Source organism: Rhodobacter flavimaris (genome assembly GCF_021378075.1).
In the GTDB taxonomy this organism is placed as follows: Bacteria; Pseudomonadota; Alphaproteobacteria; order Rhodobacterales; family Rhodobacteraceae; genus Rhodobacter; species Rhodobacter flavimaris.
Window position 1 is genome coordinate 91,714 of sequence record NZ_JAJUOS010000005.1, and the last position, 24,029, is coordinate 115,742.

General features: G+C 66.4%; 20 protein-coding genes. 6 read left to right on the top strand and 14 right to left on the bottom strand.

All coding sequences use genetic code 11. The features are described 5' to 3' along the window. Window positions 1-34 precede the first annotated feature (34 nt). From glcF to LZA78_RS08265, 3 genes are all read right to left on the bottom strand, one after another. Entirely contained in the window at window positions 35-1,318 is a 1,284-nt protein-coding gene (gene glcF / locus LZA78_RS08255) for a glycolate oxidase subunit GlcF (RefSeq protein ID WP_233676461.1), read from the bottom strand. Then, window positions 1,318-2,391 (bottom strand): FAD-binding protein, encoded by a 1,074-nt coding sequence (locus LZA78_RS08260; protein WP_233676462.1) that lies wholly within the window; start codon window positions 2,389-2,391, stop codon window positions 1,318-1,320. The genes glcF and LZA78_RS08260 overlap by 1 nt, the downstream gene beginning before the upstream one ends. A gap of 66 nt (window positions 2,392-2,457) precedes the next feature. After that, complete coding sequence (locus tag LZA78_RS08265; protein ID WP_233676463.1) at window positions 2,458-3,891, bottom strand: FAD-linked oxidase C-terminal domain-containing protein; 1,434 nt, start codon at window positions 3,889-3,891, stop codon at window positions 2,458-2,460. 82 nt (window positions 3,892-3,973) lie between these two features. Here LZA78_RS08265 and LZA78_RS08270 point away from each other — a divergent pair, with 82 nt between their 5' ends. Next, on the top strand, window positions 3,974-4,675 hold the full coding sequence (locus LZA78_RS08270; protein ID WP_233676464.1) for a DUF599 domain-containing protein: 702 nt from the start codon (window positions 3,974-3,976) through the stop codon (window positions 4,673-4,675). On the opposite strand, the gene LZA78_RS08275 is transcribed toward LZA78_RS08270, so the two are convergent. Genes LZA78_RS08275 through LZA78_RS08290 form a run of 4 tightly spaced genes read right to left on the bottom strand, consistent with a single transcriptional unit; the run spans window position 4,672 to window position 11,424 of the window. Continuing rightward, the gene (locus LZA78_RS08275) at window positions 4,672-6,762 is read right to left on the bottom strand and encodes a hypothetical protein (protein ID WP_233676465.1); all 2,091 of its coding nucleotides are present in this window, start codon (window positions 6,760-6,762) and stop codon (window positions 4,672-4,674) included. The two genes, LZA78_RS08270 and LZA78_RS08275, sit on opposite strands and share 4 nt — an antisense overlap. After that, window positions 6,759-9,515, bottom strand: coding sequence for a DUF4159 domain-containing protein (locus tag LZA78_RS08280; protein WP_233676466.1), 2,757 nt, complete (start codon window positions 9,513-9,515; stop codon window positions 6,759-6,761). Before LZA78_RS08280 ends, LZA78_RS08275 begins: the two co-directional genes overlap by 4 nt. After that, the gene (locus tag LZA78_RS08285) at window positions 9,512-10,417 is read right to left on the bottom strand and encodes a DUF58 domain-containing protein (RefSeq protein WP_438811064.1); all 906 of its coding nucleotides are present in this window, start codon (window positions 10,415-10,417) and stop codon (window positions 9,512-9,514) included. Before LZA78_RS08285 ends, LZA78_RS08280 begins: the two co-directional genes overlap by 4 nt. Then, window positions 10,414-11,424, bottom strand: a complete 1,011-nt coding sequence (locus LZA78_RS08290) for an AAA family ATPase (RefSeq protein ID WP_233676467.1) — start codon at window positions 11,422-11,424, stop codon at window positions 10,414-10,416. The genes LZA78_RS08285 and LZA78_RS08290 overlap by 4 nt, the downstream gene beginning before the upstream one ends. A gap of 71 nt (window positions 11,425-11,495) precedes the next feature. On the opposite strand from LZA78_RS08290, the gene LZA78_RS08295 reads away from it, so the two are divergent. Together LZA78_RS08295 and LZA78_RS08300 are read left to right on the top strand one after the other, a co-directional pair. After that, a complete protein-coding gene (locus tag LZA78_RS08295) occupies window positions 11,496-12,092 on the top strand; it encodes a DUF1285 domain-containing protein (RefSeq protein ID WP_233676468.1) in 597 nt (198 codons plus the stop codon). 1 nt (window position 12,093) lies between these two features. Further along, window positions 12,094-12,855 (top strand): hydroxypyruvate isomerase family protein, encoded by a 762-nt coding sequence (locus LZA78_RS08300; protein WP_233676469.1) that lies wholly within the window; start codon window positions 12,094-12,096, stop codon window positions 12,853-12,855. On the opposite strand, the gene LZA78_RS08305 is transcribed toward LZA78_RS08300, so the two are convergent. Next, window positions 12,836-13,771 (bottom strand): cation diffusion facilitator family transporter, encoded by a 936-nt coding sequence (locus LZA78_RS08305; protein ID WP_233676470.1) that lies wholly within the window; start codon window positions 13,769-13,771, stop codon window positions 12,836-12,838. The two genes, LZA78_RS08300 and LZA78_RS08305, sit on opposite strands and share 20 nt — an antisense overlap. A 150-nt stretch (window positions 13,772-13,921) precedes the next feature. Between LZA78_RS08305 and LZA78_RS08310 the strand changes: the two genes are divergently transcribed. Then, a complete protein-coding gene (locus LZA78_RS08310; RefSeq protein WP_233676471.1) occupies window positions 13,922-14,146 on the top strand; it encodes a DUF2798 domain-containing protein in 225 nt (74 codons plus the stop codon). Window positions 14,147-14,153: 7 nt separating this feature from the next. On the opposite strand, the gene polA is transcribed toward LZA78_RS08310, so the two are convergent. From polA to LZA78_RS08330, 4 genes are all read right to left on the bottom strand, one after another. Beyond that, window positions 14,154-17,012, bottom strand: coding sequence for a DNA polymerase I (gene polA / locus LZA78_RS08315; RefSeq protein ID WP_233676472.1), 2,859 nt, complete (start codon window positions 17,010-17,012; stop codon window positions 14,154-14,156). A 107-nt stretch (window positions 17,013-17,119) separates the two neighbouring features. Then, complete coding sequence (locus LZA78_RS08320; protein ID WP_218630592.1) at window positions 17,120-17,305, bottom strand: zinc-finger domain-containing protein; 186 nt, start codon at window positions 17,303-17,305, stop codon at window positions 17,120-17,122. A 75-nt stretch (window positions 17,306-17,380) separates the two neighbouring features. Then, entirely contained in the window at window positions 17,381-17,761 is a 381-nt protein-coding gene (locus LZA78_RS08325; RefSeq protein ID WP_233676473.1) for an HIT domain-containing protein, read from the bottom strand. A gap of 12 nt (window positions 17,762-17,773) precedes the next feature. Next, window positions 17,774-19,348, bottom strand: coding sequence for a DUF5928 domain-containing protein (locus LZA78_RS08330; RefSeq protein WP_233676474.1), 1,575 nt, complete (start codon window positions 19,346-19,348; stop codon window positions 17,774-17,776). Window positions 19,349-19,494: 146 nt separating this feature from the next. Here LZA78_RS08330 and LZA78_RS08335 point away from each other — a divergent pair, with 146 nt between their 5' ends. Beyond that, a complete protein-coding gene (locus LZA78_RS08335) occupies window positions 19,495-20,313 on the top strand; it encodes a sulfotransferase family protein (protein WP_233676475.1) in 819 nt (272 codons plus the stop codon). Between the two features lie 292 nt (window positions 20,314-20,605). Here LZA78_RS08335 and panC read toward each other — a convergent pair whose 3' ends face one another. Continuing rightward, entirely contained in the window at window positions 20,606-21,445 is an 840-nt protein-coding gene (panC, locus tag LZA78_RS08340; protein ID WP_233676476.1) for a pantoate--beta-alanine ligase, read from the bottom strand. Continuing rightward, window positions 21,442-22,266 (bottom strand): 3-methyl-2-oxobutanoate hydroxymethyltransferase, encoded by an 825-nt coding sequence (gene panB, locus LZA78_RS08345; protein ID WP_233676477.1) that lies wholly within the window; start codon window positions 22,264-22,266, stop codon window positions 21,442-21,444. Before panB ends, panC begins: the two co-directional genes overlap by 4 nt. Before the next feature lie 202 nt (window positions 22,267-22,468). On the opposite strand from panB, the gene LZA78_RS08350 reads away from it, so the two are divergent. After that, on the top strand, window positions 22,469-23,941 hold the full coding sequence (locus LZA78_RS08350; RefSeq protein WP_233676478.1) for an ABC transporter substrate-binding protein: 1,473 nt from the start codon (window positions 22,469-22,471) through the stop codon (window positions 23,939-23,941). Window positions 23,942-24,029 lie beyond the last annotated feature (88 nt).

The following is a 24,029-nucleotide window of genomic DNA, read 5'->3' on the forward strand; positions in this document are numbered from 1 at the left end:
GGTTGACCCTTTCTAGACCGCCCCTTGGGCGAGATTAAGGCAAATCGGCCAGCGCGCGCGGCTTTGGCCCGCCTGTGGCCCAATCGAGCAGCTCGACCGTATGCACCACCGGCACCCCGGTGCCAGAGCCGATCTGGATCATGCAGCCGATATTGCCCGCCGCGATGACCTGCGGCGCCTTGGCCTCCAGCGTGGCGACCTTGCGCCGCTTGAGTTCGGCCGAAATCTCGGGCTGGAGCAGATTGTAGGTGCCGGCCGAGCCGCAGCACAGATGACTGTCGGCGGGTTCGACCACGGTGAAACCCACGCGTTTCAGCAGATCCTTGGGCGCGGTCTTGACCTGCTGACCGTGTTGCAGCGAGCAGGCCGCGTGATAGGCCACGCGCAGATCCTTGGGCGCGCCCTCGGGCAGGCCGATGCGCTGGAGAAACTCGCTGATATCGCAGGTCAGCCCCGAGACCTTGGCGGCGTCAGCGGCCATCGGATCGTTGCGGAACATATGACCGTAATCCTTGACGGTCGTGCCGCAGCCCGAGGTGTTGATGACGATCGCGTCCAGCTCGCCCTCGCCCAGATAGGCGCGGATGTTGCGTGCGGCCTGATTGTGGCTTTCCCCCTCGCGACCCATGTGATGCGTCAGTGCCCCGCAGCAGCCGAGGTTCTTCGGGATCACCACATCGCAGCCCAGACGGCGCAGCAGGCGGATCGTCGCATCGTTGATATCGGTGTTCAGCGCCCGCTGTGCGCAGCCGATCTGCAAGGCCACACGATAGCGCCGCTCTCCCATCGCCGGGAAGGTCTGCGGATCATCGTTGCGGCTAACCGGAGGGATCTCTTTCGGGGCCATGGAAATCATCGCGCGCAGCCGCGCATCGGGCAGCAGCCCCGCGAAGGGCTTGGCGATCTTGGCGCCCAGCATCGCCAGCCGGAACCGCCCCGGATAGGGCACGATCTTCGCCAGCGTCCAGCGCAGCAGCCGGTCGAACAGCGGGCGCTTGTAGGTCTTCTCGACATGGGCGCGCGCATGGTCGATCAGATGCATGTAATGCACCCCCGAGGGGCAGGTGCTCATGCAGGCCAGACAGCTCAGGCAGCGGTCGATATGCTTGACTGTCTTCGCGTCGGCGGGTCGTCCGGCCTCAAGCATATCCTTGATCAGGTAGATCCGCCCGCGCGGGCTGTCGAGTTCATCCCCCAAGACCTGATAAGACGGGCAAGTGGCGGTGCAAAACCCGCAATGCACGCAGGATCGCAGGATCTCATTGGCGCGCGCGATGCCCGGATCGGTCAGCTGCTCAGCGGTGAAATTCGTCTGCATCAGCCCATCCTTCCGGGGTTGAGGATACCGCGCGGATCAAAGCGCGCACGCAACCCGCGCGAGAGCGCGGCAACGGGCGCGGCCTCCGGCTCAAAGGCCGCAGCCTGACCGCGCAGGCAAATCGCATGGCCGCTATAGGGCGCGGCTTTCGCGCGAACATCGGTGCCCTCGGGCACCAAGGCCCAGATCAACCCGCCGCCCCAGTCCAGCACGACCTCGCCGCCAAGCCGCGCGATCACCCCCGGCGCCTCGGAGGGCTTGATTGAGAACCGCCACAGATCGCCCGAACGCCCATGGAAAGGCCGGACCTCGGCCAGATCAGCCCAAATCGCGGCACTCCCATCACGCTCGATCCGCGCACCATAGGGCGCCAGCAACGCGGCCAGCCGCTCCGCGCGATAGGCGACCGATTCCGCCAACCCCTCGACCCGAACGACAGCACCCAGCCCCGGCAACCACCCCGCACCCGACACGTCGTAGGGCGAGCCAAGCGCGCGCGACAGCGCCGCCACCGCCTCACCCGCGGGAATATCCATCACCACGCTCGCCTGCGCAGGCGCCGCGGGCAGCAGCTTGAAGGCGACCTTGCTCAGCACCCCCAAGGTGCCCCAGCTTCCGGCCATCAGCTTCACCAGATCATAGCCGGTGACATTCTTCATCACCCGCCCGCCGTTCTTCACCACGGTGCCCGCCCCATCGACGTAACGCACCCCGATCAGACTGTCGCGGCAAGCCCCCGCCTGCACCCGCCGCGGCCCCGAAACATTCGCCGCCACCACACCGCCGATGGTGCTCTCGCCGGATGCGCCCAGCAACGCGCCCCACCGCGCAGGCTCGAAGGGCAGCCGCTGCCCCTCCGCGGCAATCGCTGCCTCAACCTCGGCCAAGGGCGTCCCCGCCCCGACCACCAGCGTCAGGGCCCCGGGCTCGTAAAGCGAAATCCCCGAGATCCCGACCTCCAGAACCTCGCCCGCACCGCGCCCCACCGGTCGCGTTCCACCACCCACAATATCCAGCGGGCCCGTGGCCGCACGGATCGCCTCGGCCAGTTGCCCCTCGCTCTCAACCTTCATCCTGCCCTGCCTTCAATGTGGTTCAAATATCCTCGGGGGTCCGGGGGCAGACAGCCCCCGGCACTCTCAACCGGCACGCCGCCCGGCACTTACATGCAGCGGGAACACCTTGGCAGCGTTCAGCAACCAACCCGGATCGAACACGTCCTTGACGCACATCTGCGCCTCCAGATCGGGCGCGTCGAACTGCACCTCCATCAGGTCGCGCTTCTCGATGCCCACGCCATGCTCGCCTGTCAGGCACCCGCCCGCCTCGACACAGGCCTTCAGGATCTCGGCACCCAAGCGCTCGCATTGCTCCTGCTGGCCGGGTTCGTTGGCGTTATAAAGAATCAGCGGATGCATGTTTCCATCCCCGGCATGGAAGACGTTAGCCACCTCCAGCCCGTACTCCGCCGACAGCTCGCCAATCCGCCGCAACACCTGCGGCAGGGCCGAGACGGGGATCGTGCCGTCCAGACACATGTAATCCCCGATCTGCCCCATCGCGCCGAAGGCCGACTTGCGTCCCAGCCAGATGCGCTTGGCCTCGTCCTCGCTCTGCGCCTCGCGGAACTCGACCGGGTCATGGCGCATCGCGATCTGACGGATCAGGCCCAACTGCTCGGCGATCTCGGCCTCAGAGCCCTCGCACTCGACGATCAGCAGCGCCTCGCAATTGGGGTAGCCCGCGTGACAGAAGGCCTCGGTCGCGACGATGCAGGGGCGGTCCATGAACTCGATGGCCACCGGCAGCACACCCGCGCGGATGATGTCGGCCACACAGGCTCCTGCGATCTCGTTCGACGAAAACCCGATCAACACCGGGCGCGCACCCTCGGGCTTGGGCAGGATGCGCAATGTGGCCTCGGTCACGACACCCAACTGCCCTTCCGAGCCGCAGATCAGCCCCAGCAGATCCAGCCCCGCGGCATCGCAATAAGGCCCGCCGATCTCGACCACCTCACCCGCCATCGTCACCAGCTTGACGCCCAGCAGGTTATTCGTCGTCACTCCGTATTTCAGGCAATGCGCCCCGCCCGAGTTCATCCCGATATTGCCCGCGATCGCGCAGGCGAGCTGGCTTGAGGGGTCGGGCGCGTAGAACCAGCCATCGGCCTCGATCGCGCCGGTGACCGAGAGGTTCGTGCGCCCCGCCTCGACCCGCACGAAGCGGTTGTCGTAGTCGACCTCAAGCACCTGGTTCATCCGCGCCAGCCCCAGCACCACCGAATCCTCTGAGGGCATCGAGCCCCCCGCCAGACTGGTCCCGGCGCCGCGCGGCACGACCGGCACGCCCTCGGCCGCACAGATCTTCAGCGCGGCGGCGACCTCTTCGGTCGTGCGCGGCAAGACCACCGCCATGGGCTGGCAGCGATAAGCCGACAGCGCATCGCATTCATAGGCGCGCGTCTCGGCGGGATCGTCGATCACCGCATCTGCGGGAAGCGCTGCGCGCAGCCGCGCGACAATCGCCGCCTTGCGGTCCAGAACGCGCCGGCTGGGAATGGGCATATCCATGAGCAACCTCCTCCGTCCGGTAAAAAAATATAACCAATTTTGCTATCTGGCAAGCATTGAGTCTGCCCGCTAAGCTCTGCGCATGGAAAATCTGCTGCATATCGGCCCGCTCGGGCCTCTCGACCTTGCCGCCCTGGGGCTGCTGGTCGGATCTTGGCTCTGGATCGGCTGGGTGACCGAGCGTTCGGCGCCGCATCGCCCCTCGGTCGGCAAGCTGATGGAGGGCTACCGGCGCGAGTGGATGCGCCAGCTGGTGACGCGCCAGCCGCGCATCTTCGACAGCGCCATGGTGGACGGGTTGCGGCAATCCACGACCTTCTTCGCCTCGACCGCGCTGATTGCTATCGGCGGCGGGCTGGCGCTGATCGGCAACCCCGAGCAACTGACCGATCTGGCAGAGGAATTCGCGCTGAGCAGCGGGCCGCGCCTGCTGTGGGAAAGCCGCATCCTGACCGCCGTGCTCTTCGGCGCGAATGCCTTCCTGAAGTTCGTCTGGTCGCACCGGCTGTTTAGCTATGCCGCGATTGCCATGGCCGCCGTGCCCAATGACCCCGAAGACCCGCTGGCCTATCCGCGCGCCGAGCAGGCCGCTCGGCTCAACATCAACGCCGCCAAAAGCTTCAACCGCGGCCTGCGTGCGGTCTATTTCGCGCTGGCGTCGCTGGCCTGGCTGCTCGGGCCCTGGGCGCTGATCGCGGCGGCACTGTTCACCACGGCAATGCTGTGGCGGCGCGAATTCGCCTCGACCGCGCGCAAGGCGCTGCTGGAAAACCCGCCGGTTTAAGCGCGGGTCCGGCCTCGCCCCTCACGCAGCCAGGCCGCAACGCTAAGCAGCGCCGCTATCGCAAGCCAGGCCCAAGCGGGCAGCAGCGGCACGACGCGAATATCGGTGGTCGCCGCCGCCCCGCGCGGGGTAATGCCGATCCAGCCGCGCCCGGCCGAGGGGCGCCCTTCGCGCACCGTCCGCACCGCGGGAATACCATCGGACAGCCGCGTCACAGCGCCCCCCGAGGCGACAAGCGCCGCCGCCAATGGCTCGGGCGAAGCGATCGGCTCTTCATATTCGCGCGGGCTTGCCGGGCCGAGGGCCGCCACCCGCTCCAGATCGCCCTGCGCCAGCCGGTAAAGCCCCGCCTCGGGGGCCACCCATCGCGCGGTGAAGCGCCCCGGCGCGGTTTCCTGCAAGGCGATCTCGCGGGTTGAGCCATCCGGCAGCGTTACTTGCACCGGATCGGCCTGCCCCTCCATCGTGCGCCGCACGACGGTCAGCGCCATGCTGCCCGGCTCGACCTCAGCAAAAAGCGCCTCTTCCTCAAGCTCGGGTTCCTTCATCTCCCAATGCGCGATGCGGCGCAGCAGCTCAAGCTGCGGCCCGCCCCCCTCATAGCCGCGATCCCAAAGCCATGCATGGTCCGAGGCCAGAAGCGCCAGCCGCCCCTCGCCCGCACGCGACAGCACCAGCAGCGGCGCACCACGCGCACCTTGCATCACGACCTCGCCGGTCGGGTCGCTCAGCTCGATCTGGCGCAGCCAGCGCCCCCAATGCGGGCCATCGTCGCCCTCCAGCCCCGGCGCGCCCTCAAGCCCAGCCGTGACCGGATGGCGCAGACCAAGCTCGGTCGGGCGCGGAAGGAAGGGTTCGGCCAGCACGCGGCCCGTGGGACGCGCGGGCAGGATATCGGCGAGATCGGTCTGCCACAGGCTCTCGACCGTCGCATATTCCGGGCCGGCAGCGACCAGCACCGCCCCGCCCTTGAGAACATAGTCGCGGATATTCTCGAAATAAGCCGAGGGCAGGATGCCCCGCTCGCCATAACGGTCGAAGATGATCAGGTCGAACTCGTCGATCTTGTCGATGAACAGCTCTTGCGTGGGGAAGGCGATCAGCGACAGCTCGGCCACCGGCACGCCGTCTTGCTTTTCGGGCGGGCGCAGGATGGTGAAATGCACCAGATCCACGCCCGGGTCGGACTTGAGCAGGTTGCGCCAGGTGCGCTCGCCCGCGTGGGGCTCGCCCGAGACCAGCAGCACCCGCAGCCGGTCGCGCACGCCGTTGATCTGCACCACCGCGTCATTGTTGCGCGTGGTCAGCTCTCCCTCGACCGGCAGGACCGAGAATTGCACGACGTTCTGCCCGCCATGGCGCAGGGTCAGCGGCAGTTCCAGATCGCGCCCGACGCTGACCTCGTATTCATTCGGCTCCTCGCCCTCGATCGAGATCGAGACTTTCGCGCGGCTGCCCACTCCGGCAGGCACGGCACCGACATCCTCGATGCGCAAGCGGATCGAGACAGGCTCGCCGATGATGCCGAAGGCGGGCGCGGTCTGGATCACGAGCCTCCGGTCCCAGTCCTGCGGAGCGCCCGTCAGAAGCAGGTGCAGCGGCGCGGGAAGCTCGGGGATCAGGGGCGCGTCATGCACCTGCCCGTCGCTGATCACCACCGCCCCGGCAACCCGCGCGCGAGGTTCGGCGGCCAGCGCCTCGGCAAGTGCAGCACCCAGCCGAGTGCCGCTGTTCTCCTCGCCATCGGGCACTGTGACGCGGCGCAACTCGGTTCCCGGCAGGGCGCCAATGCGCGCCTCTAGTGCCGCCACGGCGGCGTCGGTCTGCGCAGCGCGCCCGCCAAGCCCCTGCGAGGCCGAGCGGTCATCCAAAAGCAGCACGATATCGGACAGCGCCTCGGTCTCTTCGCGTTGCAGCGACGGCCCCGACAGCGCGGCCAGCAGCACCATGGCCGCCACCCCGCGCAGCGGCCAGCCGGGCAGTCCACGCCAGAGCGCGAGCGCCAGCATCGCAACCGCCAGCCCCGCCCCCGCGCCAAGCACCGCCCAGGGCAGAAGCGGCACAAAGATGACCGAAAGCCCGCTCATTGCCCAAGCCTTTCCAGCAGCGCAGGCACATGGACCTGGTCGGATTTGTAGTTCCCGGTCAGCACATGCATCACGAGGTTGACGCCGAAGCGCAGCGCGATCTCGCGCTGGCGATCCCCGGCCGAGCCCCGCCCGATCGGGAACATCGGCAGGCCGCGCGCGTCCTCGGCCCAAGCGGCGGCCCAGTCATTGCCACCGATCACCAGCGGCGTCACCCCGTCGTTGAGGTTGCGAAACGGCATCCCCTCGGCGCGCTCGGCATCGGGAGGTGCGGCCTCAACCCAGATCGGGCCGTCATAACGGCCGGGGAAGGTTTGCAGCAGGTAGAAGGTCCGCGTCAGGACATGATCGCTCGGAACGGGTTCGAGCGGCGGAATATCGAGCGGCGCGGCCAGCGCCTGCAACCGCCGCGCTGCGGGCGAGGCAGAGCCGACCCCCAACAGATCGGCATCGCGCGTGTCGAACAGGATCATCCCCCCGCCACGCAGATAGCGGTTCAGCCGGGCATAGGCCTGCGGCGAGGGCGCGGGCTGGTCAGCGGTGACGGGCCAGTAGATCAGCGTGAAAAGCGCCAGATCGTCGCGCTCGATATCCAGCGTCATCGGTTCCGATGGCTCGACCGCAGTGCGCGCAAAAAGCGTGTCTGAGAGCCCCTGCAGCCCCGCCAGCGCGATCCGGTCCACCTCGGGGTCACCTGTGGGCATATGCGCAAGCACGACGTTGGAGGCCGCCGCAATCGCGCGCTCGGGGTCCATCGTGGTTTCCTCGGCGCGCAGGCCTGTGCCGGGCATCATGCCAAGGCCAAGGGCCAGCAGAACCACCATTGCCCGCGCCACGCGCGGCCCGCGCAGCCGCCCCGAGACCGCAAGCGCTGCAAGGATATCCAGCGCCAGAAGCCCAAGCGCCGCCAGCACCAGCCAGCCCTTGAGCGGCATGGCACGCGGCGCCTCGCCCCCCTCGACCGGCACATCGAGCGGCCAGAGCGCAGGGGAAAGCTCCCGCCCGGGCGCCAACGCATTCAGCGCGACCGAGCGATCCTCGGCCGCGTAAAGCCCCGGCGGCAGGGCTGGCCCGGCACCGGCGCCCGCCAGCGCCTCGCCCAGATCCTCGCCGGGGATGCCCGACCTTGCCTCGGCGCCCTCAAGCCGCCCGAAAGCGTCGATCAGCTTGACCGCACGCCATGTGGTTCCGGCCAGCTCGGCCTGCCCCGGCTGCGCCGGACGGGCCGAGATGGCCAGCCGCTCCAGCATCTGCGGGAAGAGACCCGAGAGCGGCAGGCTCGACCATTCCGCATTGGCCGAGACGTGGAACAGCACCACCTCGCCCTGTCCAAAACGCGCGCGGGTCACAAGCGGCGTGCCATCGGCAAGCGCGGCGATGGTGCGTTCAGCCAGTTCGGGGCCGGGCTCGGCCATGACCTGTGCGCGCACCGTCACATCGTCGGGCGGCGTCAGGCCGAAGAAGGGCGATGCCTCGGGGAAGGGCGCAAGCTGACGCGGCTCGCCCCAGCTCATCGTGCCACCGACCGAGCGCCCGCCCGCCCGCAGCCGCACCGGCAAGAGTGGATCGTCGCCACTTTCGGCTGCAGCCATCCGAGGGCCAGCAAAGCGCAAGAGCAGACCGCCCTCCTCGACCCATTCGGCAAGGCGGTCGGGCTCGGCCAGTGTCGCCACATCGGCCAGAACGATCACATCGGGTTTGGCGATCAGGATATCGTCAAGCGTGCCTTCAAGCAGATCCGCGCTCGGCGCCAGTGCCTGTTGCAGGTAGTGCAGCGGCGAAAGCAGCGCGAGGCCTTCGCGCGTGGGCGCGCCGCCGATCAGCGCGACCTTGCGGCGTTTGACGGCATCGTCGGTCAGGCTGACCGACCCGGCGCTGCGCAGGGCCGTGACCTCGAAGCGCGTCACGCGATTGCGCAGCTCGGGCGGCAGGTCGAAGATCGCCTCGGCCCGCGTCGCGGCGCTCAGCGAGATCTCCTGCCGGGCCAGTTCACGCTCGATCCCGGCGGGGTCGAGACCGACCGCCGTCACCTCGACCGGGAAGGGCACGGGCGCCGAGGCAAGCGCCGGCACATGAACCTCGGCCTCGACAATCCGCGCCGCGCCAAGCGCCAGAACCGGCACGGCGGGCTGCCACACACGCAGGGCGCCATGGGCGCGCAGGGCGTCGGCCAGAGCCTCGCGGCCGGGTCGCGCAAGGCCGTCGGACAGCCAGAGCGTCTCAAACCGCCCGTCAGGCAGCGGCGGGACATCGGCCCCCGGCTCCCACGGGGCGGGCTTCAACCCGGCAAGACCCGGCACCAGATCACCCGGCGCCGCGAAGGGCTGCGGACCCGGCGGCGGATCGCTGAGCATCAGGATCGCGGCCGGGCGACCGGCACCCTCGGCCTCACTCAGCGCCTCTTTCATGCGCGCAACCCGGCGCGACCAGTCGCGTGCCGAGGCCCAGGAGCCATCCTCGACAATCAAGAGCGGCCCCTGCCCCGGCACGCTTACGACCGGGTTCAAGACCGGGCCGGCGAAGCCCACAATCGCGGCCGCCAGCGCCAGCATCCGCAGCGCCAGAAGCCACCAGGGCGTGCGCTCGGCCTGCACCTCTTCATCGGCCAGCCCCAGAAGCAGCGCGACACCGGGAAAGCGGCGGCGGATCGGCGCGGGGGGCACGGCGCGCAGCAAGAACCACAGCACCGGCAAGGCCGACAGCCCCAGCAAAAGCCAAGGCGCGGTAAAGCCGATGGGGCCGAAAACGGTCATCCGCGCCTCCGCTCAAGCGCGGCCCAAAGCCACAGCAGCGGCACCTGCGCGGGATGGCCGGTGTGATGCGTCGCGAACTGCCAGCCCGCCGCACGGGCCAGACCTTCCAGCCGGTCGCGGCGCTCTGCGAGCCGCGCCAGATAGCGCGCGCGCAGATCGTCAGCCTTGCGGGTCTCGTGGCTCAGGCTGCCGCCCATGCTTTCGAAAATGGTGCGGCCATGGAACGGAAACTCTTCTTCGGCGGGGTCGAGCACCTGAAGCATCACGCCCGACACGCCGCGATCGGCCAGCGCGGCCAGCGCGGCCTCAAGCGGGGCCAGATCGCCCAGGAAATCCGACAGCATCGCCACGCGGGCGTAGGGCGCGACGCCCGCGACCTGTGGCACGCCATAATCCTCGGCGGAGGCATCTTCGGACAGCAGCCCGGCCAGCGTCTGCAGCTGCGCGCGGCCGGGGCGCGGCGGCGCGAGCGGGCCCGTCAGGCCCACGCGCTCGCCTGCACGCACCATCAACACCGCCAGCGCCAGCGCCAGCAGTCGCGCCCGCGCGCCTTTCGTGGGGCGCGAGCGCGCCCCCTCGGGCGCGCCGCTGAACCGCATCGAAGCCGCGTCATCGACCCAAAGATGCACCGATTGCGCTAGTTGCCATTCCCGCTCGCGCACGAATTGCTGATCCGAGCGGGCCGAGCGGCGCCAGTCTACCCGCCGTGCCTCATCGCCCGAATGGGCGGGGCGGTATTGCCAGAACTCCTCGCCCGGGCCGACGCGGCGGCGGCCATGCCCGCCCATCTGCACCGTCGCCGCAAGCTGTTCGGCGGCCACCAGCAAGGGCGGCAGGGCCGAGGCTGCGCCCTCGGCCGCGCGGCGCAACTCAAGCGCCGCGGTCTGGGGCTTGGCGGTCACTCGGCGGCCTCGGCCTGACCCGAGACCTGCGCGGCGACGCTGGCAATGACCGAGGCAAGGGTTTCGCCCCGCGCGCGGGCAGCGAAATTCAGTGCCATACGATGCGTCAGCACCGGGCGCGCCATCGCCAGCACATCCTCGACCGAGGGGGCAAGGCGGCCATTGATCAGCGCGCGCGCCCGCGCGGTCAGCATCAGCGCCTGAGCCGCGCGCGGCCCAGGCCCCCAAGCCAGCGCCTCGTTGGCGATGGATGCGCTTTCGGCCTCGCCAGGGCGGCAGGCGCGGACCAGATCGAGGATCAGCTCCAGCACGCTCTCGCCCACCGGCATCCGGCGCACGATTTCCTGCGCGGTGATCAACTCATCAGGGGTAAAGACGGCATGAGCCTCGGCCATCGAGGCGCCGGTGGTTGCCAGAAGAATATCGCGCTCGGTCGCGCGGTCGGGATACTCGACGTCGATCTGCACGAGGAAACGGTCAAGCTGCGCCTCGGGCAGCGGATAGGTGCCCTCCTGCTCGATCGGGTTTTGCGTGGCAAGCACGTGGAACGGGCGGCCAAGCGGGTGATGCACCCCGGCGACGGTCACCTCTTTTTCCTGCATGGCTTGCAGCAGCGCCGACTGGGTGCGCGGGCTGGCGCGGTTGATTTCGTCCGCCATCAGAAGCTGGCAAAAGACCGGGCCGGGGATGAAGCGAAACGCCCGGCTGCCGTCGGCCGCTGTTTCCAGCACTTCCGAGCCGAGGATATCGGCGGGCATCAGGTCAGGCGTGAACTGGATCCGGCTGGAGCTGAGCCCCATCACGGTTGAGAGCGTATCGACCAGCAGCGTCTTGCCCAGACCCGGCAAGCCCACCAAAAGCGCGTGCCCGCCCGACAAAAGTGCGGAAAGCACGAGTTCCACCACGCGCTCCTGCCCGATGAAGCGGCGGTTGATCGAGGCCCGCGCTAGGCCGAGCTTTTCCCCCAGGCGCTCGATTTCAGCGACAAGATCGGCAGGCTCGGACATGACAAAGGCTCCCCACAGGTTATATCGTCAGGAAAACAGATATTTGTTCCGGACCCAAACGCAAAGCGACCATGACTGACGATCAACCCCCACAAAATGCCGTGAAAGCTCCATCGGCCGAAGGGCTCGCCCAGGCGGCGGGCAAGGCCACGAAAAAGGGGCCGCCGCCGGTGCACCTTTGGAACCCGCCCTTTTGCGGCGATCTGGATATGGAGATCCACCGCGACGGGACATGGTTCTACCTTGGAACACCCATCGGGCGGCAACCGCTGGTCAAGCTGTTCGCCTCGATCCTCAAGCTTGAGGACGGCAAGTATTTCCTTGTGACCCCGGTCGAGAAGGTGGGCATCCGCGTTGTCGATGCGCCCTTCGTGGCGGTCGATTGCACCGTTTCGGGCACGGGCGAGGCGCAGGATCTGACCTTCACCACCAATGTCGGCGATAGCGTCACCGCAGGCGCCGAGAACCCGATCCGCGTGGTGCGCGCCCCCGATGGCGAGCCCTCGCCCTATGTCCATATCCGGCGTGGGCTTGAGGCGCTGATCGACCGCAAGACCTTCTACCGGCTGATCGACATCGCCGTTCCCGGCCCGCATGAGGGGCAGGACTGGCTTGGCCTGTGGTCGGGCGGGCAGTTCTTCCCGGTGATCCCGATGGCCGAGCTGTGACGTGCCGCGATTTGCCGCCAACCTGACATTCCTGTTCACCGAGCGGCCGTTCCTGGATCGCTTCGCCGCCGCCCGCGCGGCGGGGTTCGACGCGGTCGAGGCGCTCTTTCCCTACGATCACCCGGCGCAGGACGTGCGCGACCGCCTTGACGCGGCCAGCCTGCGCCTTGTGCTGATCAACACCCCCGCCCCCGACTGGGCCGATGGCGGGCGCGGCTGCGCGGCCATTCCGGGGCAGGAAGGCCGCTTCCGGCGCGAGTTCGCACAGGCCGTGGACTATGCCGAGGTGCTTGGCGCGGGGCTTTTGCATATCATGTCGGGTCTGGCCTCGGGCCCCGAGGCGCGCGAATGCTATCTGCGCAATCTCGAATGGGCCGCCGCGCAGGTGCCGGATCAACGCCTGACGATCGAGCCGATCAACCCGATCGACATGCCAGGCTATTTCCTGAACGATTTCGTGCAGGCCGAGGCGATCCTGTATGAACTCGGCGCGCCGAACCTGTATCTGCAATTCGATGCCTACCACGCTCATCGGATCATCGGCAATGTAGGCACCGCCTGGCAGCGATACGGCCAGCGCGCGGCCCATATCCAGATCGCGGGCTACCCGGGGCGGCACGAACCGACGGGCGGTGAGATCGACTACCCGGCCTTCTTCGCGCGGCTCGATGCCGAGGGCTATGGCGGCGATGTCAGCGCCGAATATTTTCCGGCAGGCGATACCGCCGAGGGGCTTGACTGGTTCAGTAAGGCGAAGGGCTAGGACAGGCGCCCTCGTGATCCGCACAGCCGCGCGCGGGCGTTTCGGGCTCCAGCGTGACATGGGTCAGGCCCATCTCCTCGGCCAGCATATGCTTGGCCCGCGCGATCACCTCGGCGAAATCCGCACCCTCTGTCAGCACCAGATGCGCCTCGAGCGAGCTGCGCTTTTCGTCGATCTGCCACAGGTGAACGTGATGCACGCTCTCGATACCGTCGAGCGCGGTCAGGCGGCGGGTGACCTCGGTCGCGTCGCGCCGTTCGGGGGCGCCAAGCATCAGGATGCGCAGCACAGGACGCAGGTCGCCCGCCACATGCCACAGGATGAAGAGCGAAATTCCGATCGTCAGGAGCGGGTCCACAAGGCGCCAGTCGTAGAGCAGGATCAGAACGCCGCCCACGATCACCGCGACCGAGGCCCCAGCGTCGGCCAGGTTGTGCAGGAAGGCCGCGCGGATGTTCAGGCTGTCTTTCGACAGCCGCCAGGTCAGTGCGGCCGTGCCAAGGTCGATTGCCAGCGCAAGCCCCGCCAGCCAGACCACGATCCAGCCATCGACACCGGGCGGGTTCAGCAGGCGCCCCGTCGCCTCGGCCATCAGCCAGATCGCCAGGATAACCAGGGCTACGTAATTCACCAGCGCCGCGACAACCTCCGCGCGCGCCCAGCCAAAGCTCATGGCGGCATCGGCGCCGCGCCGCGCCAGCCTGCGCGCCCCGAAGGCCAGCACCAGCGCCGCCGCGTCCGAGAAGTTATGCACCCCGTCGGCAATCAGCGCGACCGATCCGGCGACCAGCCCGCCCGCGACCTGCGCGAAGGTTAGCCCGACGTTGATCGCCACCGCCCAGGCAACCTGCCGGTCCCCCGTCTCGGGGGTGATATGGTGGTGATGATGACCGTGGTGGTCGTGATCGTGCGGCATGGGGCCACTCTAGCGGGAACGCGAACGAAGTCACCCGCAGCATTGCCGTATCTGCGCGCCGATGAACAGGGGCCTGTGCCCTGCCCGCGATGGACGCTTACGCGCGAATGCGCGATAACCCGGCCTTCCGCAAAGGTCAGGAGCCCCGCGATGATCCCCGCCCGCTACGCACATTTCGTCTTCAGCCTGATCCTGTCAGGGCTGATGTCTTTCCTCGTCTCGGGCGTGGCTACCTTCCGCGCGGCAGGCGCGGTCGAGGGGTTCATGGGGCTTTGGATCGGAGCCTGGCTGCCCAGCTGGGCGCTGGCCTACCCGGCCGTTCTGGTCGTGGCCCCGGTTGCGCGGCGGCTGACGGCGCGGATGACCCGCGCCTGAGCGGCCCTTAATGCGCCTCGGCCCAGCTGGCGCCGGTGCCTGCATCGACGACAAGCGGCACCGACAGATGCACCGCCGGATCGGCCGCCCCCTCCATCGTCGCGCGCGCAGCCTTGATCAGGGCCGCGACCGCGCTTTCCTCGACCTCGAAGATCAATTCGTCATGCACCTGCAAGAGCATGGTCGCGGGCAGATCGCGGATCGCATCGGGCATACGCACCATGGCGCGGCGGATCACGTCGGCGGCGGCGCCCTGAATCGGCGCGTTGATCGCGGCGCGCTTGGCAAAGCCCGCGCCCGGGCCCTTGGCGTTGATCTCGGGCGTGTGGATGCGGCGGCCGAACAGCGTCTCGACAAAGCCGTTTTCCTTGGCGAAGGCCACGGTGTCGTCCATGTATTTGCGGATGCCGGGGAAACGCTCGAAATAGCGGTCGATGAAGCCCTGCGCCTCGGCGCGCGGAATACGCAGGTTGCGCGCCAGACCAAAGCCCGAGATGCCGTAGATCACGCCGAAGTTGATCGCCTTGGCCTGACGGCGGATCATCGGGTCCATGCCCTCGATCGGCACGTTGAACATCTCTGACGCGGTCATCGCGTGAATATCCAAGCCCTCGCGGAAGGCTTCTTTCATCGTAGGCAGGTCAGCGACATGGGCAAGGATGCGCAGCTCGATCTGGCTGTAGTCGAGGCTGACGATCTTCATCCCCGGCCCGGCCACGAAAGCCTCGCGAATGCGGCGGCCCTCGTCGCTGCGCACAGGGATGTTTTGCAAGTTCGGATCGGTCGAGGCCAGACGCCCCGTGTTCGCGCCCGCGATGCTGTAAGAGGTATGCACCCGCCCGGTTTCCGGGTTCACATGGCCCTGCAGCGCATCGGTATAGGTCGATTTCAGCTTCGAGATCTGCCGCCAGTCGAGCACCTTCGAGGAAAGCTCGCCCGCCTTGGGCTGATCCTCCATCGTGGTGATGTCCTCAAGCACATCGGCGCCGGTGGAATAGGCGCCGGTCTTACCCTTGGCCCCGCCCGGGACACCCATCTGGTCAAAGAGGATCTCACCCAGCTGCTTGGGCGAGCCCACGTTGAAGGGTTGGCCCGCAATCTCCTGGATCTCGGCCTCCAGCCCCGCCATCTTCTGGGCAAAGGCATTGGACATGCGCGCCAGCACCTGCGCATCGACGCGCACGCCCGCCATCTCCATATCGGCCAGAACGGGCACCAGCGGGCGCTCTTCGGTTTCGTAGATCGTGGTGGCGCGGGCACGGTGCAGCATCGGCTTGAAGCGGGCCCACAGGCGCAGCGTGATGTCGGCATCCTCGGCGGCATAGGCCACGGCCTTGTCGATCTCGACCTTGTCGAAGGTGATCTGCGCCTTGCCGGTTCCGAGCAACTCCTTGATCGGGATCGGGCGATGATCGAGATAGCGTTCCGAAAGCTCATCCATGCCGTGGTTATGCAGCCCCGAGAACATCGCGTAGCTCATCAGCATCGTGTCGTCGAACGGCGCGACGCGGATGCCGTGGCGGGCGAAAATCTTGAAGTCATACTTCATGTTCTGCCCGATCTTGAGGATCGCCTCGTCCTCAAGCACGGGCTTGAGCAGCGCCAACGCCGCGTCCAGATCCATCTGCCCCGGCGCGCGGGCGGTGCCGCCGAAAAGATCGTCGCCCCCGGTCGTGTGGCCAAGAGGGATATAGGCGGCCTTGCCCGCGACCGAGCAGATCGACACGCCGACCAGATCGGCGCGCATCTCGTCAAGGCTGGTGGTTTCGGTATCGACGGCAAGCCAGCCCAGGGCGCGGGCCTCGTCCAGCCAGGTCTGAAGCGTCGCGGCATCGCGGATGCAGACATAGGCCGAGGTGTCGAAAGGCGCCTCGGGCGTGGCTTTCGGTTCAAGCCGCGGCTGCGGCGCGGCACCGGCAGCCCAACGCGCGGCCGCATCGACACCGGCGGGCTCCATCGGCGGCAGGGTCGGCGCCTCAACCCCGAAGCGATCCGCGACACGCTTGGTCAGCGTGCGGAACTCCATCAGGTTGAGGAAGGCCATCAGCTCTTCGGGGTTCGGGTCCTTGACCTCAAGGCTGTCCAGCGTGAAATCAAGCGGCGCGTGATCGTCCAGCGTCACAAGGCGCTTCGAGACCCGGATCTGGTCGGCGAAGTCGATCAGGGTCTGTCGCCGCTTGGGCTGCTTGATCTCTTCGGCCCGCGCCAGAAGGGATTCCAGATCACCGTATTCGTTGATCAGAAGCGCCGCCGTCTTGATCCCGATCCCCGGCGCGCCGGGCACGTTATCGACCGAGTCGCCCGCCAGCGCCTGCACGTCGATTACCCGATCCGGGCGCACGCCGAACTTGGCCTCGACCTCATCGGGGCCGATGCGCAGGTTTTTCATCGCGTCGAGCATCTCGACTCCGCCACCGATCAGCTGCATCAGATCCTTGTCCGACGAGATGATGGTGACGCGCCCGCCGGCCTCGCGGGCCTCGCGCGCAAGGGTAGCGATGATGTCGTCGGCCTCGAAACCCTCGGTCTCGATGCAGGGCAGGTTGAAGGCGCGCGTCGCGTCGCGGGTCAGGGGGAACTGCGGGCGCAAATCCTCGGGCGGCGGCGGGCGGTTGGCCTTGTATTCGGGGAATATCTCGTTGCGGAAGGTCTTGGAGCTATAGTCGAAGATCACCGCCGCATGGGTCGGCGCATCGGGGCCCTTGGCCTCTTCGATGTAGCGAAAGATCATGTTGGCAAAGCCCGCGACGGCCCCCACCGGCAGCCCGTCCGACTTGCGGGTCAGCGGCGGCAGCGCGTGATAGGCGCGGAAGATGAAAGCCGAGCCGTCGATCAGATGCAGATGGCAGCCTTTGCCGAAAGCCATGGGGTCCTCCGTGTCGCGTTGACCCGTTCTGCCATAGCCCGCGCCGGGCCGAAACCCGCAAACGAAAAGCGGCCCCGAAGGGCCGCCTGCGAACCGATCAGATCCGATCAGTGATCGTCATGCGCGTGATCGCGGTCGATCACGAATTTCTTGTCGCAATAGGGGCATTCGACCTCGCCACTGTCATGCGGGATGGTCAGGTAGACGCGCGGATGGCCCAAGGCCCCCTCGCCGCCGTCACAGGCGACCTTCCAGGTGGTGACAACTTGGGTCTCGGGGGCGGCGATGGTCATGGGCTGGCTCCGGCAGTCTGGTTCGACCGCGCATATTAGCGATTGCGCCCTTCGGGGCAAGAGGGTGCGGCCAGTTCAGCCGCGCGAAAGCATCCGCCCGAGAACCCGCCCGGCAAGGATATGCAGGTGATAATGCGGCACTTCCTGCACGCCGTGATCGCCCGAATTGGTGATCGCGCGGAAGCCCATGCCGCCCTCGCCCGGCTCAATCCCCAGCATTTTGCAGACCTGCCCCGCAGTGCGGTAAAAATCGACGATCTCCGCGTCGCTCGCCACGTTCGAAAAATGATCGAAGGTGGCATAGGGGCCCTTGGGGATCACCAGCACATGATCGGGGGCCTGCGGGGCGATATCGCGAAAGGCCAGCGTGTGCTCGGTCTCAAGAACGGTGTTGTTCGGGATCTCGCCGCGCAGGATGCGGGCGAAGATATTCGTCGGGTCATAGGCATAGGCCACGGGGGAATCTCCTCAGTCCAGAAACAGATATTCGGTCGCGGCGATCTCTTGCGCAAGATCGCGATCGACACCCAGAAAACGCGCAAGCGGCAGGGCATTTGCCTGCGGCGAGGCCCCTTGGCGAATATGCTCGAACGCAGGGAAGCCAGCGTCGCGCATCCGGTCGCTTTCAAATTTCAGATCGAAGCGGATGGTCGGCAAAAGCCGCTCGATCACCCCGGCGGGCGAGCTGGCCCCGGCAAGCCCCACGCGCCGCGCATGGCCGATCAGGTAGTCGTCGGTGAAATCGCACTCGATCTCAAGGATGCGCGCATCCACCCGATCCGCGGTCAGATCGCGCAGCAGTTCGAACTCGGTCGGGTCAAGGCAGATCAACAGGCGATCGATGCGGTGATAGTCGAAGAGCATCCGCAGCAGCGCCCGGCGATGACGGTTGCGCTTGGAAAGTGTGGTCTCGATTCCACCAAGCGCGGGCAGAGGGCAGAGTTCGTTGAACAGGTATTCGACGCGCGGGATGCCCGCGTGCGCGGCCACCCGTTCGGCCAGCCGCTTGGCGACATGCCATTTCTTGCACACGAGGATAAAAAGCGTCCGCTCGCGGCCAAGCGAGGATTCGACCTCCCAGAAACGGGGGGCGAACCGGCGCCCGATACGCCCGCGCCCGGTCAGGAAGGAAAACAGCGCCCGCCCCTCGCCCGAGATCGAAAAGGCGCGCCCGGAGTCGTGCCAAAGCGCGCCCAACCGTGCCTTGAGGTCCGCAGCATCCGGGCTGATCTTGCGGGCAAACAGGAAATCCTGCCCCAGCAGCAGATCGTAGTGATCGTTGTAGAAGGTCACCGGCATCCCGTAATCGGTGAACATCAAGAAGGTCGGGGTGCGACTGCGGATCTCTTGGTCGGGCACCAGGTGACGCACGAGTGTCTGAAAGAAGGTCTCGTCGGGGATCCAGGTGGTCTTGAAGAAACGCATCACGGCGGGACGGGCACGGCAGAACTCCAGCACCGCCTCGACGGTCTGGCGGCGCAGGCACCACCATTGAGAGCCGATCATCATCTGCAAGTCCTCGGGAACCTTGCGAGTCAACCCAAGGGCGCGCTGGAACTCGTAGCTCTTGTAGAACAGCCACTTGTTCAGGCGCTCGTTGAAGAAATGGCGGTAGATCAGCCGGTCCTCGCGCATCCCGGTCTTGATCCAGCCCGAGGTGAAGAAATCGACGCTTTCGATGTAATCGACATCCTCGGCATCAAGGAAGTCATGCACATATTCCGCCGTCTTGATCGGCAGGCAGTCGCCCGAGACCATGTAGAAATGCGTCGCCTGCGGGAAGGCATCGACCGCCGCCTTGACCGCCTCAAGCGTCGCCGCGACCAGGCTCCACTCCCCCCAGCCGCATTTCACGCGCCGCCGCGCGAAGGTGATCGCCGGGTCGCCCGCCAGCGCCGTCTGAATGCGCTTGAAATCCGTCTGGCTCGCGCGGGCATCGAAGTGGATCGAGACGAAATCACCCTCGGAAGACAGCCTGCGAGCCTGGGAAATAACCCCCTCGGGGTCTTTGTGGGTCAACAGGATAAAGGCGATCTTGGCCATAATGCGCGGGTCTGGGGCAGATGATGTCTTTGCGGCGTCTAGATAATGCCAGTCACCGTTGAAATGACAGGGGTTCTCTGTTCTTTAAGGAAGTATTTACGACGTTCCACCACTGTCCGGGCTCGGAACGCTGAAGGAGTGTATTAATGGGTTTTCCCGGCACCTGGATGACCGAGAGTGAAAGCGTGGTCTATCGGGTCGTCCCGAAATGCGCCTGCTCGACCATCGGTCAGATCATGTATTACTCGGATCACGGTCGTTTTTTTGATGGAGACATCCACGACTCGGCGACCGGCCTGCACAAATGGGCGCAGGAGCACAGCCAGCCCCTGATCGAGGCGAATGTACGCGCGCACAAGTCCTTTGCCTTCACCTGCGTGCGCAATCCCTACGCGCGCATCCTGAGTTCGTTTTTCGACAAGATCGCGGGCATCCAGCGCAACGGCAAACGCTACCGCGGCAACCTCGTACCGCAACTCGCGCAGAAATACGGGATCGAAGTCGGCTCGCCCGAGGATGGGTTCGAGTTCGACCAGATCAAATCCTTCCGCCGCTTCCTGCTGTTCGCTCGCGACACCATCCGTTGGCGCAAGCCTATGGAGCCCGACATCCACTGGTCGGCGATGTCTGGCCATATCGCGACCTTCATCGCGAATGGCGGGTGCTACGATCAGATCATCTTCACCGAGCAGTTCAACGAGGGGATGCAGCAGGTGCTCGACCGGATCGAGACGCCGGTCCCTGTCGATCTGACGCAAATACCCCGCTTCAACGAATCCGAGGGCCACGGCCCCAAGAGGGCGCATAAGGTCAGCGACTATTTCGACGATCTGTCCCGCCACCTGATCTGGGAGATCTACAAGAAAGACTTCCAGCTGTTCCGCTACGATTTCGACGATCCGGACAACAAGATGCCGACCGCAGAGGTCGACCTCGGCGAGGTGCACGCCAAACTGGGTCAGTAATCATGGGCAAAGCGGGAATGGGGGGCTGTCTGCCCCCCTCTGCGCTACGCGCATTCACCCCCCGAGGATATTTGAGCAAAGCCGAAAGGGCGAAAGGTTTCCTTAACCATTTCGCGCTAGTCTTGGGGTGCGGTACAGGTGGGGACGCCGATGACCGTCAAAGACGAAAGCACCTGACCTGCGGCGATCACCTATCGCAGGTCAGGTGACCACTCGTCTCTTTCGGCTTTGTCCAAATATCCCGGGGGTGAGCGCGTTTCGCGCGAGGGGGCAGCGCCCCCTTAGCACGCCCTCATACCGCGATATTGTCGATCAGGCGCACGTCGCCGAGATAAGCGGCGACCAGCATCCGACCCGGCTCGGAGAAGGTCTCCATCGGGCGCAAACCTTCCACCGAGCGGACCTCGAGATATTCGATATCGTGGAAACCCGCGGCAAGGATCTCGGCCTTGGCCTGCTCCAGCGCAGTTTCGATCGGCGCGCCGGCACGTATCTGCTCGGCCGCTGCGGTCATGATGCGGTGCAGCGCCGGGGCTTGCGCGCGCTCGGCTTCCGAAAGACGGACATTGCGGGACGACATGGCAAGTCCGTCGGGTTCACGGATGGTCGGGCAGCCGATGATGCGGATCGGGATATTCAGATCCTCGACTAGGCGCCGCACGACCTGAAGCTGCTGCCAGTCCTTCTCGCCGAAGAAGGCGCGCCCTGCCTGGGTCATGCCGAACAGCTTGCTGACCACCGTCGCGACGCCGTCGAAATGTCCGGGACGGAAGGCGCCCTCGAGCGGCTCGGATATTCCCGACACGGAGACCTTGGTGGCGAAGCCGTCCGGATAGACCTCATTCACGCCGGGAGCGAAGAGGACATCCACACCCTCGGCCTCAAGCATGGCCAGATCGTGCGCCTCGTCGCGCGGATACTTGTCGAGGTCCGAGGCATTGTTGAACTGCATCGGGTTGACGAAGATCGTCACGATCACCCGGTCCGATTGCTTGCGCGCCTCGCGCACTAGGCTCATGTGGCCGTCATGCAGCGCCCCCATGGTGGGCACGACGCCGACCAGGATACCCGAGCGTTTCCATGCCGCCACGCGGTCGCGCAGATCGGCCGAGGTGCGGATAATCTGGGTCATTTCTTCACCTCATCTGCAAAGATATGTTCGGGCGCCGGGAAAGCGCGGGCACGCACCTCGGCGGCATAGGCGGCAATCGCGGCCTCGCCCTGCTCGCCAAGCGTGCCATAGCGTTTGACGAACTTCGGCTTGAAGGCAGTGAAGAGGCCAAGCATGTCGTCTACCACCAGCACCTGCCCGTCGCAGCCCGCGCTGGCGCCGATGCCCACGGTCGGGATCGAAACCTCGGCGGTGATCCGGTCGGCCAGGCTCGCAGGAACCTTTTCCAGCACGACGGCAAAGGCGCCTGCCTTCTCGACGGCCATCGCGTCTTTCATCAGGCGCGCGCCATCCTCGCCACGGCCCTGCACCTTGTAGCCGCCGAACACGTTCACCGACTGCGGCGTAAGACCGATATGCGCCATCACCGGAATGCCGCGCTGCACCAGGAAGGCGATCGTCTCGGCCATATGCTGCCCGCCTTCCAGCTTGACTGCCCCCGCGCCGGTTTCCGACATCAGCCGGGCGGCATTGCGGAAGGCCTGCGCGGGGCTCTCCTCGTAGCTGCCAAAGGGCATGTCGATCACGAGGCAGGCGTTTTGCAGCCCCCGCGCCACGGCCCTGCCGTGCAGGATCATCATCTCCATCGTCACGCCAAGCGTCGAGGGCAGCCCGTGCAGCACCATGCCGACCGAGTCCCCCACCAGCACCAGATCGACATGCGCATCCATCATGCGCGCCATCGGTGTGGTGTAGGCCGTCAGGCAGACGACAGGCGCCCCGCCCTTCATCGCAGCAATATCGGACGGCATCTTCTGCCGCGTGGTTCCCGTGGCACTCATGGCAACCTCCCTCTCTCCCTTGGCAGGCAGGCATAGCGCCCCTGCCCCCATATTGCAAAGATAGAAATGCCGCGGCGCAGCACCAACCGGGAGAATGCCGCCACGTTTCCCCCTTGGCCGCGCGGCGGCAAACGCCTTGATCTGAAACGGGTTCGGACCGATCATCTCCGGCACCATCATGCCACAACCTTGGGAGTTTCGCATGACCAACCGCCTGCTTTCCGCCGTCGCCGCGCTCGCGCTTTCGGCCAGCGGCGCGCTTGCCGCGCCCGACGCGATCACGCTTGGCATGGTGCTGGAGCCGCCGAACCTCGACCCGACCGCCGGGGCCGCGGCGGCGATTGACGAGGTCGTCTATGCCAACCTCTTCGAGGGGCTGACGCGCTTTGCCCCGGATGGATCGGTCCTGCCCGCGCTGGCACGCAGTTGGGATGTGTCGGAGGACGGCAGCACCTACACCTTCCACCTTGCGCAGGGGGTGACCTTCCATGACGGCAGCACCTTCGACGCCGAGGATGTGAAGTTCTCGCTCGACCGCGCGCGGGCGGAGGACAGCGCCAATGCGCAGAAGGCGCTCTTCAAGGGGATTGCCTCGGTCGAGGTGATCGACCCGGCGACGGTCAAGGTCACGCTTTCGGCGCCCGATGGCGCGTTTCCATTCAAAATGGCCTGGGGCGATGCGGTAATCCTCGCGCCTGAAAGCGCCACCGATGCCGCGACCCATCCCGTCGGCACCGGCCCCTTCCAGTTCGGCGAATGGGCGCAGGGCGATCATGTCACCCTCACCGCCTATCCCGGCTATTGGGGCGACAAGCCTGCGCTGAACAGCGCGACCTTCCGCTTTATCTCTGACCCGACTGCGGCTTTTGCCGCGATGATGGCGGGCGACGTGGATGCCTTCCCGAACTTCCCCGCGCCCGAGACGCTGATCCAGTTCCAGTCCGATCCGCGCTTCAAGGTCATCGTCGGCTCGACCGAGGGCGAAACCATCCTGGCGATGAACAACCGCAAGGCGCCGCTTGACGATATCCGCGTGCGCGAGGCGATCTCCCATGCGATCAACCGTCAGGACGTGATCGACGGTGCGATGTTCGGCTATGGCACGCCGATCGGCTCGCATTTCGCCCCGCACAATCCCGACTATCAGGATCTGACGGCCCTGTCGGCCTATGACCCGGAAAAGTCCAAGGCCCTGCTGGCCGAGGCCGGTGCAAGCGATCTGACCCTGCGCCTTGCCCTGCCGCCGCCCACCTATGCCCGTCGCGGGGGCGAGATCATCGCGGCCCAGCTTGGCGCCGTGGGCATCAAGACCGAGATCAGCAATCTCGAATGGGCGCAATGGCTGGAGCAGGTGTTCAAGGGCAAGGATTTCGACCTGACCATCGTCAGCCATACCGAACCCGCCGATATCAACATCTACGCCCGCGACGATTACTACTTCGGCTATGCCAAACCGGCATTTCAAGAGTTGATGGCCGAGCTGGACCGCACCACCGACGCGGGCGAGCGCAGCCGGATCAACCACGCCGCGCAGGAAATGATCGCCGCCGATTTCGTCAACGGCTATCTCTTCCAGCTTGCCAAGACCGGCGTCGCCAATGCCAAGATCGAGGGGCTGTGGGAGAACTCGCCCAGCCAGGCCAACGATCTGACCAGCGTTCACTGGGTAGACTGACGCCCGCCAGATACGCCAACCTGCGCGGATTTCCCCCATCGAGGGGGAAGTCCGCGCGCCGGTGGGCCACCCTCGATGGGTGGCCCGC

Excerpts from the sequence above, each read along its gene's own strand:
- LZA78_RS08275 (WP_233676465.1), bottom strand. The coding sequence starts at position 6,762 with ATGAGCGGGCTTTCGGTCATCTTTGTGCCGCTTCTGCCCTGGGCGGTG.
- LZA78_RS08260 (WP_233676462.1), bottom strand. The coding sequence starts at position 2,391 with ATGAAGGTTGAGAGCGAGGGGCAACTGGCCGAGGCGATCCGTGCGGCC.
- LZA78_RS08310 (WP_233676471.1), top strand. The coding sequence starts at position 13,922 with ATGATCCCCGCCCGCTACGCACATTTCGTCTTCAGCCTGATCCTGTCA.
- panC (WP_233676476.1), bottom strand. The coding sequence starts at position 21,445 with ATGACCCAGATTATCCGCACCTCGGCCGATCTGCGCGACCGCGTGGCG.
- panB (WP_233676477.1), bottom strand. The coding sequence starts at position 22,266 with ATGAGTGCCACGGGAACCACGCGGCAGAAGATGCCGTCCGATATTGCT.
- LZA78_RS08320 (WP_218630592.1), bottom strand. The coding sequence starts at position 17,305 with ATGACCATCGCCGCCCCCGAGACCCAAGTTGTCACCACCTGGAAGGTC.
- LZA78_RS08270 (WP_233676464.1), top strand. The coding sequence starts at position 3,974 with ATGGAAAATCTGCTGCATATCGGCCCGCTCGGGCCTCTCGACCTTGCC.
- LZA78_RS08295 (WP_233676468.1), top strand. The coding sequence starts at position 11,496 with ATGACTGACGATCAACCCCCACAAAATGCCGTGAAAGCTCCATCGGCC.
- LZA78_RS08335 (WP_233676475.1), top strand. The coding sequence starts at position 19,495 with ATGGGTTTTCCCGGCACCTGGATGACCGAGAGTGAAAGCGTGGTCTAT.
- LZA78_RS08350 (WP_233676478.1), top strand. The coding sequence starts at position 22,469 with ATGACCAACCGCCTGCTTTCCGCCGTCGCCGCGCTCGCGCTTTCGGCC.
- LZA78_RS08305 (WP_233676470.1), bottom strand. The coding sequence starts at position 13,771 with ATGCCGCACGATCACGACCACCACGGTCATCATCACCACCATATCACC.
- LZA78_RS08280 (WP_233676466.1), bottom strand. The coding sequence starts at position 9,515 with ATGACCGTTTTCGGCCCCATCGGCTTTACCGCGCCTTGGCTTTTGCTG.
- glcF (WP_233676461.1), bottom strand. The coding sequence starts at position 1,318 with ATGCAGACGAATTTCACCGCTGAGCAGCTGACCGATCCGGGCATCGCG.
- LZA78_RS08330 (WP_233676474.1), bottom strand. The coding sequence starts at position 19,348 with ATGGCCAAGATCGCCTTTATCCTGTTGACCCACAAAGACCCCGAGGGG.
- LZA78_RS08265 (WP_233676463.1), bottom strand. The coding sequence starts at position 3,891 with ATGGATATGCCCATTCCCAGCCGGCGCGTTCTGGACCGCAAGGCGGCG.
- LZA78_RS08290 (WP_233676467.1), bottom strand. The coding sequence starts at position 11,424 with ATGTCCGAGCCTGCCGATCTTGTCGCTGAAATCGAGCGCCTGGGGGAA.
- polA (WP_233676472.1), bottom strand. The coding sequence starts at position 17,012 with ATGGCTTTCGGCAAAGGCTGCCATCTGCATCTGATCGACGGCTCGGCT.